Below are 9,682 nucleotides of genomic sequence, written 5' to 3'. Positions count from 1 at the left end.
TGCTCGCCGTCCGGGCGCCTCGACCTGTCCAGAGACGAATTCTGGCGCATCCGGACTACTTGCCCGGCTGGCCAAACGGAGACGTCCGTACTGGCCCAAAGGGCCATCTGAGACGGACGGCAAAGAATCTCGGATAATCTGCCTTAGCGGGTCTCCGATGGAATCGGCCCAGCAACCGCCTCGGCAAAGCCCCGGAAATACCGAGGAATTCCAGCTCGCCACGAGCCGAAAAGCGTATCGTCTACAATAGCTTAAGTCGTGGCGGAGAGGGAGGGATTCGAACCCCCGATACGGTTGCCCGTATGCCGCATTTCGAGTGCGGTGCATTCAACCACTCTGCCACCTCTCCGGGCCTGTGCGTGGTCGCGGGAGGCACTATCATGCACCATGGTGGATCACAAGGCATTCGTCGCGTCATCGATGAGTTCGGGGATCATCGGCGCGACAGGAGGGCGAAGCATGAGGATCGCCATCCTCTCGCATCTGCGATTCCCCATCGGCCCGCCCTTCACGGGCGGCCTCGAGCGTCACACGCATCTCCTGGCGAGCGGGCTTCGGGCGCGCGGGCACGAGGTCGCGCTGTTCGCGGCCGAGGGAAGCGACCCGGCGCTGCGCCCGATCCCGGTCTGTCCGCCGATCGGAGCGGCGACGGGCGATCCTCGCGCTGACGCCGCCTCGGCGGCCCGGGAAGCCGCGGCCTATGCGCAGATGCTGCGACGCGTCGCGGCGGGCGGCTTCGAGATCGTCCATAACAACTGCCTCCACGAGGCGACGCTCGCCGGCCCCCTCCCCGCTCCCATGGCGCTGACGCTGCACGTGCCGCCCTGGGAGCCCTTCGCCTCCGCCTTGCGGCAGGCTGCGGCCCGGATCGACATCGTCGCGGTCTCGTCCCATCTCGCCCGGGTCTGGAGCGGTGTCGCGCCGCGGATCGCGGTCATCGGCAACGGCGTCGACCTCGCCGCCTTCGCGCCGAACCTCGCTCCGGCCAGACCGCCCTACGCCCTCTGGAGCGGCCGCGTCTCTCCCGAGAAGGGGCTGCACCTCGCGATCGACGCGGCACGGCTCGCCGGGATGCCGCTTCGATTCGCGGGCGCCCGCGTCTGCCAGGAATATTGGGATAGCGCGATCGCACCGCGCCTCGGCCTCGGCGTGACCGACCTCGGCCATCTCGGCGAGACCGACCTCACGAGGCAGTTGCGCGAGGCGCGCGTCGCCGTGGTCTCACCGGTCTGGGAGGAACCCTTCGGCCTCGTCGTCGCCGAGGCGCTCGCCTGCGGCACGCCCGTCGCCGGATTCCGGCGCGGCGCCCTGCAGGACATCCTCGACACGGCGACGGGCCGGCTCGCCGAGCCCGGCGACGTCGCGGGGCTGGCGCGCGCCATCGCCGAGGCGGCGAGGCTCGACCGCGCCGCCTGCCGGGCGCGAGCGGAATCCACCCTCGACGCCCGCCTGATGATCGAGCGCTACGAAGCGCTCTACGCGGAGATGTCGGCGACCCGCCGCGGCCGCGACGTCTCGACCGATCAGTTCAGCTCCTCGATCGCGTCGACCTTCTCCGGATAGAAGGCGAGATGGCCGGCGATGGCTGCGACGGCGGGAAAGGGAGCCTCGTAGCTCCAGGCCGCGTCGCGCTTGACGAGTCCGCCCGCCGTCACCGTGAAATAGCGCGCATCCCCTTTGTAGGGGCAATGCGAGCGCCGCTCCGAGGGCTCGAACAGGTCGGCTGCGATATCGGCCCGCGGGATGTAGTGGACGGCCGGATACCGAGCCTCGCGCAGCGTCAGCGCCGCCGTGGTCTCGGCGACGATCACCCCGCCGACGATCACGCGGACGCGATGCGGATTGGGTTCGATCGTGATCGGGTGATCGGGGCCCGGCGTTCTGGCGGCGGTGTTGGCAGCGGAGGTCATCGAATCTCTCCTGTCGGGCCGCGTTCCGGCACGCCGAGGGCATCGGCGAGTCTCGCGCGGGCCGAGCCCGGCTTCAAGGGCCTCTGCTGGCTCTCGTGCGGCGCCCAGCCGGAGAGCCAGACGAGATCGAAGGTCGCCCGCACCCGTTCATCGGGATCGGCGAAGCGCTCGGTGTAGATCGCCGCGGCCCGCAACAGGGTCGCTCGCCGCAGCGGCACACGCCGTCGCTCGATCAGCGGATTGGCGAGCCCCATCGCGCGGAGGTCCTGCATGAGGCCGAAAGGCGTCGCATAGCGCACGACCACGCGGTCGAGATCGGTCACCGGAAGCGCGAAGCCGGCCCGCTGCAGCAGGCCGCCCATCGCCCGCACATCGGCGAAGGGCGCGACGCGCGGCGAGACGCCGCCTTCCAGCTCCGCCTCGGCGGCGGCGAAGGACTGGCGCAACTCGCCGAGCGTCTCCCCGCCGAGGAGACAGGCCAGGAAGAGCCCGTCCGGCACGAGGATGCGTCGGATCTGCGCAAGACTGCCCGGCAGATCGTCGACGCCCTGGAGCGCGAGGAGCGAGACGACGAGACCGGCGCTCTCTGCGGCGAAAGGCAGGGCCTCCTCGTCGCCGGCGACGTCGATGCCCGGCACGCCCGGCGCCCCGAGCCGGACCACGCTCTCGCAGGACCGGCGCATGAGCCGCGCGGCGACGTCACCCGGCGTCCCGACATCGATCCCCCGCGCGAAGCGGCGCGTGACGGCATCGAGGCGCTCCGCGAGGTCCTCGGCCGCCCTCGCGACGAGGAAACCCGGATAGGCGCCGCCCCCGAGCGCCCGCGCGAGGCGGCGGCGCATCAGGGGGCGATCGAAGAGGGCGGGAGCGTCGGACATGTCACCCGTCTATCGCGGACGGGGCAGGAAGGGGACTCGTGCCCCCGTCCGCCGAAAATTCCGGCGCCGAAGCGGGCGACGCACGCCCCGCCCGACACCGCGCCCCCCGGCGAAAAGCCTTTTCCTTGACAGAGGCGGCCTCCTCCCCTAGGAGCGGGCCGTCGAGCGTGGGCGGAAGCGTCCGCGCTCATCGTCGTTTGGATGCTCCGCATCCGGACATCCCGCCAATCCTGCAAAGAAGCCCAGCCGACGGCGCCCCGCGCCCCAGCGAGCCGGGATCGAACACGGAGAGAACGATGTTCGCAGTGATCAAGACGGGCGGCAAGCAGTTCCGCGTTGCCGCCGGTGATACCATTACGATTCCGAAGCTGGCTCTCGAGGCCGGCGACAAGGTCACGTTCGACGAAGTCCTGATGCTGACCCGCGAGGGCGGCGTCGAGGTGGGGGCGCCCGGCGTCTCCGGCGCGTCGGTCTCCGGCGAGATCGTCGAACAGGCCCGCGGCCCGAAGGTCATCGCCTTCAAGAAGCGCCGCCGCAAGAATTCGCGCCGCAAGCGCGGCCACCGTCAGGACCTGACGATCGTGCGGATCGGCGCCATCGCGCTGAACGGCGAGACGATCGCCGAGGCCAAGGCCCCCGTCCGTACCGCGAAGCCGGCCGATCCGGCTCCCGCGGAAGCGGAGGCCTGAGCGCCGGTCCGGCGCACCCATTACGTCGCGGCCGGGACGGGTGATTTTCTCACCCGACCCGGTTATGATGACATTCGAGTTTTGAGGTTCAGGTCATGGCACACAAGAAAGCAGGCGGCTCCTCGCGCAACGGGCGCGATTCCGATGGCCGCCGTCTCGGCGTCAAGAAGTTCGGTGACGAGCGCGTCATCTCGGGCAACATCATCGTGCGTCAGCGCGGCACCAAGTTCCATCCGGGCGTAAACGTAGGCATGGGCAAAGACCATACCCTCTTCGCGACGACCGAGGGCCGCGTGCGCTTCCTCACGAAAGCCGGCCGAGCTTTCGTAACGGTCATTCCCGCCCAAGAGGCGGCCGAGTAAACGGCGGAGACAAATGCCTCCGCCGGTGTCCCACGGACCCAGGCGGATCGCATATCCGGGACCCCAGGCGGGGTTCCTCCGATCCGGGGAGGTGGGCCACCACCTCCCCTTTGTCGTTTGGGCCTCTGCACGACGCGGATGCCCAGGATCGGAGCAAGGCGATGTTCCCCGAACTGACCCGTGACGATGTCTTTCGCCTGGAAACCGCGCGTCTGTGGCTGCGCTGGCCGCGCCAGGCCGATGCCGCCGCGATCGTACGTCTCGCCGGGGAGAAAGCCGTGGCGGAGATGACGGCCCGCATTCCGCATCCGCTGCCCGCCGACGAGATCACGGCCTTCGTCCTGAAGAGCCGGCAGGCCAATCTCGAGGGGCGCGAGCTGACCATGGCGATCACGCCGCGGTCGCAGCCCGGATCGCTGATCGGAATCGTCTCGATCCATCCGGACGAGAGCGCGGGAGCGCCCCATCTCGGCTATTGGCTCGGGGTGCCCTATTGGGGCGAGGGCTTTGCCACCGAGGCCGCACGCGCGATGGTCGATGCCTTCTTCGCCTATGCGGGAGGGAAGGAACTGACCTCCTCGGCGCGGGTGATCAACCCCGCTTCGCGGCGGGTTCTCGAGAAGTGCGGCTTCTCGGCCACCGGTTCGGGCCTCCAGCCCTTCCCGGCCCGGGGCGGCCTCTTCCCGGTCGACCATTTCCGCCTCGAGCGGCGCGGCTGGCGCAGCTTCAAGGCCTGGACGGCCTCCGGTTTCGTGCCCCAGCCTCGCCACGAGGAGGGCGCGGCACAGCCGTGACGGATCGCCCACCCCTCGCCGGGGTGGGCGATCCGCCCGCCTGTGCTATGCTTGTTGGACAGACCATGAAGTTTCTCGACGAAGCCAAGATTTTCATCGCCTCGGGCGCCGGCGGCAACGGCTGCGTCGCGTTTCGGCGCGAGAAGTTCATCGAGTTCGGCGGCCCGAACGGCGGCGACGGCGGACGGGGCGGCGACGTCTGGGCCGAAGGCGTCGACGGGCTGAACACGCTCATCGACTACCGCTACCAGCAGCATTTCAAGGCGCAGCGCGGCCAGCACGGCATGGGCCAGAACCGCGCCGGGCATGGCGGCACCGACATGGTGCTCAAGGTTCCCGCCGGCACCGAGATCCTCGACGAGGATGGAGAGGAACTGATCGCCGAGATCATGGAGGTCGGCCAGCGCGTGAAGCTCCTCACGGGCGGCAATGGCGGCTTCGGCAACGCCCACTTCAAATCCTCGACCAACCGCGCGCCGCGCCGCGCCAATCCCGGCCAGCCGGCGCAGGAGCGCTGGATCCGGCTGCGCCTGAAGCTGATCGCCGATGCCGGCCTCGTCGGCCTCCCGAATGCCGGCAAGTCGACCTTCCTCGCCAGCGTCACCGCCGCGAAGCCTAAGATCGCCGACTATCCCTTCACGACCCTCCATCCCGGGCTCGGCGTCGTGCGGGCCGACGGGCGGGAATTCGTCCTCGCCGACATCCCCGGCCTGATCGAGGGAGCGCATGAGGGTGCCGGGCTCGGCGATCGCTTCCTCGGCCACCTGGAACGCTGCCGCGTCCTCCTTCATCTCGTCGACGGCACCCAGGAGGATCCGGCCGAGGCCTACCGCGTCATTCGCGAGGAGCTCTCGGCCTACGGCGCGGGGCTCGACGAGAAGCCGGAGATCGTGGCCTTGTCGAAGGCGGATTCCCTCGACCCCGACCTTGCGAAGGAGCGCCTCGCCGCGCTCGGCAAGGCGGCGGGCTCCCGGCCGCTGCTTTTGTCTTCGGCCTCCGGCCGGGGCGTCGAGGATGCGCTACGCCTGCTCTTCGCGCAGATCACCGCCGCCCGGCGGGAGGATGTCGAAGAGGCCGAGCCGGCAGCAACCTGGCGGCCCTGAGCGGCGTCCGTCGCCTCGCTTGGGCGGGGCGAGATGGGATGCTACGATAAACGTTGCAGTGGCCGGAGGCATCCATGGCTCTCGCGACGACGGGCCTGACCCTCGATCAAGACATGAAGGAGCGCGTCCGCCGCTTGGCTGACGCCCGACGGAGCACATCCGATTCCGTCATGCGCGAAGCCATCGCGCAATATCTGGACCGGGAGGAGGAACGCGATCTCCTGAACCGGGATACTTTGGCCGCCTGGATCGAATACGAGAGGACGGGCCAGCATCTGACGGATGAGGAGGTCGACGCCTGGCTCGCGCGCCTGGAAGCGGGCGAGGACGTCGATCCGCCGCCGTGCCACGGCTGATCTGGTCTCCCGCCGCCATACGGGACCTGAGCCGCCTGCATCGTTTTCTCGCCGACAAGAACCGCGACGCCGCAGGTCGCGCCATCCGGACCATTCGGGCAAGCTCCCGCCTTCTCGCATCGCATCCCGAGGCCGGTCACAGGATCGCGAAGCTGCCCCCTGAGTATCGCGAATGGCCGATCTTCTTCGGCTCGGCGGGGTACATTGTCCGGTACAGGCTGAGCGACGACCAGATCACGATCCTGGCGGTTCGGCACGGTAGAGAGGCCGGCTGGCCTTGAGCAGCTACTCCGCCACCTGCGCGGCCTCGGCCATCAGCCGGGCCCTTGCCGAGAGGCGTTCGGTCTCGCTCTTGAGCTGGCCGCAGGCGGCCAGGATGTCCCGCCCGCGAGGGGTGCGGACCGGGGAGGCATAGCCGGCGCGGAAGACGATGTCCGAGAAGCGCTCGATCCGGTCCCAGTCCGAGCACTCGTAGCGGGTACCGGGCCAGGGATTGAAGGGGATCAGGTTGATCTTGGCCGGGATGCCCTTCAGCAGCCGCACCAGCTCGCGCGCATCGGCGTCCGAATCGTTCACGCCCTTCAGCATGACGTATTCGAAGGTGATGCGGCGCGCGTTGGACAGGCCCGGATAGGCGCGGCAGGCATCGAGCAGCGCCTCGATCGGATAGCGCTTGTTCAGCGGCACGAGCTCGTTGCGGAGATCGTCCCGGACGGCGTGGAGCGAGATCGCGAGCATCGCCCCCGCCCGCTCGCCGAGCGCCGGCAGCTCCGGCACCACGCCCGAACTCGAGACGGTGATGCGGCGGCGCGAGAGGGTGAGGCCCTCGTTGTCGCTCATCACGTCGACGGCATCGACGACGTTGTCGAGATTGTAGAGCGGCTCGCCCATCCCCATGAAGACGATGTTCGTGACCGCGCGCTCGCCCTCGGCCGGCGTCAGCCCGTCCGTCGGGCGGGTGCCGCCCGGCCAATCGCCCAGGCGGTCACGCGCGACGACGAGCTGGGCGGCGATCTCCGCCGCGTCGAGATTGCGCACGAGCCGCTGGGTGCCGGTGTGGCAGAACGAGCAGGTGAGCGTGCACCCGACCTGCGAGGACACGCAGAGCGTGCCGCGGTCGCTCTCCGGAATATAGACGCATTCGATCTGGGCCGGCCGGGCCCCGCGATCGCCGGGATGGGCCGGCATGCGCAGAACCCACTTCCGCGTCCCGTCGCGGGAGACCTGCTCGGCCACGACCTCCGGCCGGGCGAGCGTCGACGTCTCGGTGAGACGCGCGCGGAGCGCCTTGCCGACATTGGTCATCTCGTCGAAGGACGTGATGCCCCGGCTGTAGAGCCAGTGCCAGAGCTGGCCGACGCGCATGCGCAGCTCTCGCTCGGGCACGCCGATCGCGGCGAGGTGGTCCTTGAGCCCGCCCCGCGTCAGACCGACGAGCGTGGGCCGGCCCTCGCCCGCGCTCTGCGCCGGAGAGGCCTGGCTCGGCAGGGGGCCGAGGGGCGCCATCCCCGACGACGGTGCGGCTGCCGGGCTGAGTTGTGTCTCGATCATCGGAAAGGCTGGGAAGAGGCTGGTCGCCGCGAAGGCGGCGATGTCAGGTCCCGGCGGCCATGGCGGGCTCGAGGGCGGAGAGCTGGCTCTCGGCCGCGGCACGCTCCTGACCGTTCGGGCCGCGGACGCGATAGTGGAATTCTCCGTTGGCGGTCTCTGGCATCAGGCGGACGACCTCGTAGACGGCGCTGCCTGCCGGGTCCGGATAGCGGGCCGCCAAGCGGACCTGCTCGCCAACGCCGAAGCGGTGCTGAGACATCAACCAACTCCTGATACAAGCGCCGGGCCCATGCGGGCCGCGGCAATGACGAAACCCAACGTCGGCAAGCCGACGATGCGATGCATCCAGGGAGCTTGGACAGAGAGGCTCGCCGGACGCGGAGAGGAACCCCTCCTAGCACGTCCGGCTAGAAATGTCTTAAAAATCCCTGCTGTGGTTACGGCGTCAGACGGCCTGGATCTTCGACACGGCGGCCTTGCCGGAGCGCTGATCGAGTTCGGTCTCGAACACGACCTTCTGGCCTTCCGCCAGGGCACCAAGACCTGCGCGTTCGAGGGCCGTCGCATGGACGAAGACGTCCTTGCCGCCATCGTCGGGCGCAATGAAGCCGTAGCCCTTGACCTCGTTGTAGAACTTTACGGTGCCGTTCGTCATGGTCGTCTCTTCGTCGTCTCGGGACAACTGCGCGACGACCGGAGACAATCCGTTCGCAGAAGGCGCAGCCATCTCTGTGATTGCCAAGGGCGTGCCGCAACGCAGCGCGCCGGAACTCGGCTGATTGACGAAGATGGGGCCGACGGGACCGAACCGCAACCCCGGGAGCGCCCGGGTCCGCAACCGTCCGGTCGGCGACCTAGCCGGCCGACGGAGAGGGCTCGGGCTTGAACAGGCCGACGCGAAGCTCCTTCGCCTCGTAGATGCGCTTGCCGTCCGCCTCGAGAAAGCCGTCGGCGATCCCGAGCACGAGGCGGCCCTTGAACACGCGCTTGAGATCGACCCCGTAGACGACCTTCTTCACGCTCGGAAGGACCTGATCGGCGAACTTCACCTCACCGACGCCGAGGGCCCGCCCGCGTCCGGACAGGCCGAGCCAGCCGAGATGGAAACCGACCATCTGCCACAGCGCATCGAGCCCGAGACAGCCCGGCATGACGGGATCGCCCTTGAAATGGCAGGGGAAGAACCAAAGGTCGGGCCGGACATCCAGCTCGGCGCGGACATGGCCTTTGCCGAAGGCGCCGCCATCCTCGCCGACCGACGTGATGCGATCGAACATCAGCATCGGCGGCAGCGGCAGCTGCGCGTTGTCCTGGCCGAACAATTCGCCGCGGCCGCACGCCAGCAGCTCTTCGTAGGTGAAGCTCGACTTCCCCGCCATCCCGATCTCATCCCCGCCCGGCCTCGCGCGGGCAGGCCGCCCTAGCACGGGCAGGGAGCGGTCTAAAAGGCCCCTGCCCTCGATCCCCGCATTGCGCCAGGACAAAACGTTGCGATCGGCGGGACGAGATAGTAAGGAAGCGGTTGCCGTCTTACATTTGAGAACCATGACCGACAGCAACCTCGCCTTTGCCCGCCCGATCAAGCTCGCGTCCCACGATGCGTCGCTGGCTCGCAGGGGCTGCCCCGTGTCCGACCTGAAGGACAAGCTGCGCCGCGTCGGCCTGCGCCCGACCCGCCAGCGGATCTCCCTCGGCTGGCTGCTCTTCGCGAAGGGCGATCGCCACATCACGGCCGAACTCCTCTACGAGGAGGCGATGCGTGCGAAGGTGCCGGTGTCGCTGGCGACGGTCTACAACACGCTGCACCAGTTCACCGAGGCGGGCCTTCTGCGGCAGCTCGCCGTCGACGGGTCGAAGTCGTTCTTCGACACCAACACGACCGAGCATCACCATTTCTTCGTCGAGGGCGAAGAGGCACTCATGGACGTGCCGGTCGACATCCATGTCGGCGAAGTCCCGCCGCCCCCGCCGGGCATGGAGATCGCCCGCGTCGACGTGATCGTCCGCCTGCGCCGCCTGCCGAGCTGATCGACCGGCCC

At 69.0% G+C, this 9,682-nt stretch carries 14 protein-coding genes and 1 tRNA gene; 8 read left to right on the top strand and 7 right to left on the bottom strand.

Features of this window, described 5'->3' with window-relative positions; genetic code table 11:
• Window positions 1-259: 259 nt before the first annotated feature.
• Window positions 260-349, bottom strand: a tRNA-Ser gene (locus EV668_RS20500).
• A 110-nt stretch (window positions 350-459) separates the two neighbouring features.
• On the opposite strand from EV668_RS20500, the gene EV668_RS20495 reads away from it, so the two are divergent.
• Window positions 460-1,563 carry a glycosyltransferase family 4 protein gene (locus tag EV668_RS20495; RefSeq protein WP_133773612.1) on the top strand — a complete coding sequence of 368 codons (1,104 nt, stop codon included), beginning with the start codon at window positions 460-462 and terminating at the stop codon, window positions 1,561-1,563.
• Here the strand turns inward: EV668_RS20495 and EV668_RS20490 are convergent.
• Both EV668_RS20490 and EV668_RS20485 read right to left on the bottom strand, forming a co-directional pair.
• Window positions 1,524-1,910, bottom strand: a complete 387-nt coding sequence (locus EV668_RS20490; protein WP_133773610.1) for a DUF427 domain-containing protein — start codon at window positions 1,908-1,910, stop codon at window positions 1,524-1,526. The two genes, EV668_RS20495 and EV668_RS20490, sit on opposite strands and share 40 nt — an antisense overlap.
• The gene (locus EV668_RS20485) at window positions 1,907-2,788 is read right to left on the bottom strand and encodes a methyltransferase domain-containing protein (protein WP_133773608.1); all 882 of its coding nucleotides are present in this window, start codon (window positions 2,786-2,788) and stop codon (window positions 1,907-1,909) included. The genes EV668_RS20490 and EV668_RS20485 overlap by 4 nt, the downstream gene beginning before the upstream one ends.
• Window positions 2,789-3,084: 296 nt before the next feature.
• Between EV668_RS20485 and rplU the strand changes: the two genes are divergently transcribed.
• From rplU to EV668_RS20455, 6 genes are all read left to right on the top strand, one after another.
• Window positions 3,085-3,477, top strand: a complete 393-nt coding sequence (gene rplU / locus EV668_RS20480; RefSeq protein WP_133773606.1) for a 50S ribosomal protein L21 — start codon at window positions 3,085-3,087, stop codon at window positions 3,475-3,477.
• Window positions 3,478-3,572: 95 nt separating this feature from the next.
• Complete coding sequence (rpmA, locus tag EV668_RS20475) at window positions 3,573-3,839, top strand: 50S ribosomal protein L27 (RefSeq protein ID WP_133773604.1); 267 nt, start codon at window positions 3,573-3,575, stop codon at window positions 3,837-3,839.
• 161 nt (window positions 3,840-4,000) lie between these two features.
• Entirely contained in the window at window positions 4,001-4,633 is a 633-nt protein-coding gene (locus tag EV668_RS20470; RefSeq protein ID WP_133773602.1) for a GNAT family N-acetyltransferase, read from the top strand.
• 65 nt (window positions 4,634-4,698) lie between these two features.
• Complete coding sequence (gene obgE, locus EV668_RS20465; protein WP_133773600.1) at window positions 4,699-5,736, top strand: GTPase ObgE; 1,038 nt, start codon at window positions 4,699-4,701, stop codon at window positions 5,734-5,736.
• A 74-nt stretch (window positions 5,737-5,810) separates the two neighbouring features.
• On the top strand, window positions 5,811-6,092 hold the full coding sequence (locus EV668_RS20460; protein ID WP_133773598.1) for a CopG family ribbon-helix-helix protein: 282 nt from the start codon (window positions 5,811-5,813) through the stop codon (window positions 6,090-6,092).
• Window positions 6,080-6,373 carry a type II toxin-antitoxin system RelE/ParE family toxin gene (locus EV668_RS20455; protein ID WP_133773596.1) on the top strand — a complete coding sequence of 98 codons (294 nt, stop codon included), beginning with the start codon at window positions 6,080-6,082 and terminating at the stop codon, window positions 6,371-6,373. The genes EV668_RS20460 and EV668_RS20455 overlap by 13 nt, the downstream gene beginning before the upstream one ends.
• A gap of 4 nt (window positions 6,374-6,377) precedes the next feature.
• Here the strand turns inward: EV668_RS20455 and rlmN are convergent, their stop codons facing one another.
• The 4 genes from rlmN to fabA all read right to left on the bottom strand — a co-directional run bounded on the left by rlmN (window position 6,378) and on the right by fabA (window position 9,022).
• Entirely contained in the window at window positions 6,378-7,643 is a 1,266-nt protein-coding gene (rlmN, locus tag EV668_RS20450; protein WP_425359642.1) for a dual-specificity RNA methyltransferase RlmN, read from the bottom strand.
• A gap of 43 nt (window positions 7,644-7,686) precedes the next feature.
• Window positions 7,687-7,902: a hypothetical protein gene (locus EV668_RS20445; protein ID WP_133773594.1), complete on the bottom strand. Its 216-nt coding sequence runs from the start codon at window positions 7,900-7,902 to the stop codon at window positions 7,687-7,689.
• A gap of 186 nt (window positions 7,903-8,088) precedes the next feature.
• Window positions 8,089-8,298 carry a cold-shock protein gene (locus EV668_RS20440; protein WP_133773592.1) on the bottom strand — a complete coding sequence of 70 codons (210 nt, stop codon included), beginning with the start codon at window positions 8,296-8,298 and terminating at the stop codon, window positions 8,089-8,091.
• Between the two features lie 199 nt (window positions 8,299-8,497).
• A complete protein-coding gene (gene fabA, locus EV668_RS20435) occupies window positions 8,498-9,022 on the bottom strand; it encodes a 3-hydroxyacyl-[acyl-carrier-protein] dehydratase FabA (protein ID WP_133773591.1) in 525 nt (174 codons plus the stop codon).
• A gap of 166 nt (window positions 9,023-9,188) precedes the next feature.
• Between fabA and irrA the strand changes: the two genes are divergently transcribed.
• Complete coding sequence (gene irrA / locus EV668_RS20430; RefSeq protein ID WP_133773589.1) at window positions 9,189-9,671, top strand: iron response transcriptional regulator IrrA; 483 nt, start codon at window positions 9,189-9,191, stop codon at window positions 9,669-9,671.
• Window positions 9,672-9,682: the final 11 nt, after the last annotated feature.

Source organism: Enterovirga rhinocerotis, from assembly GCF_004363955.1.
GTDB classification, from domain to species: Bacteria; Pseudomonadota; Alphaproteobacteria; order Rhizobiales; family Beijerinckiaceae; genus Enterovirga; species Enterovirga rhinocerotis.
Note: the sequence above shows the minus strand (reverse complement) of the source record. Positions and strands in the feature narration are given on the sequence as shown.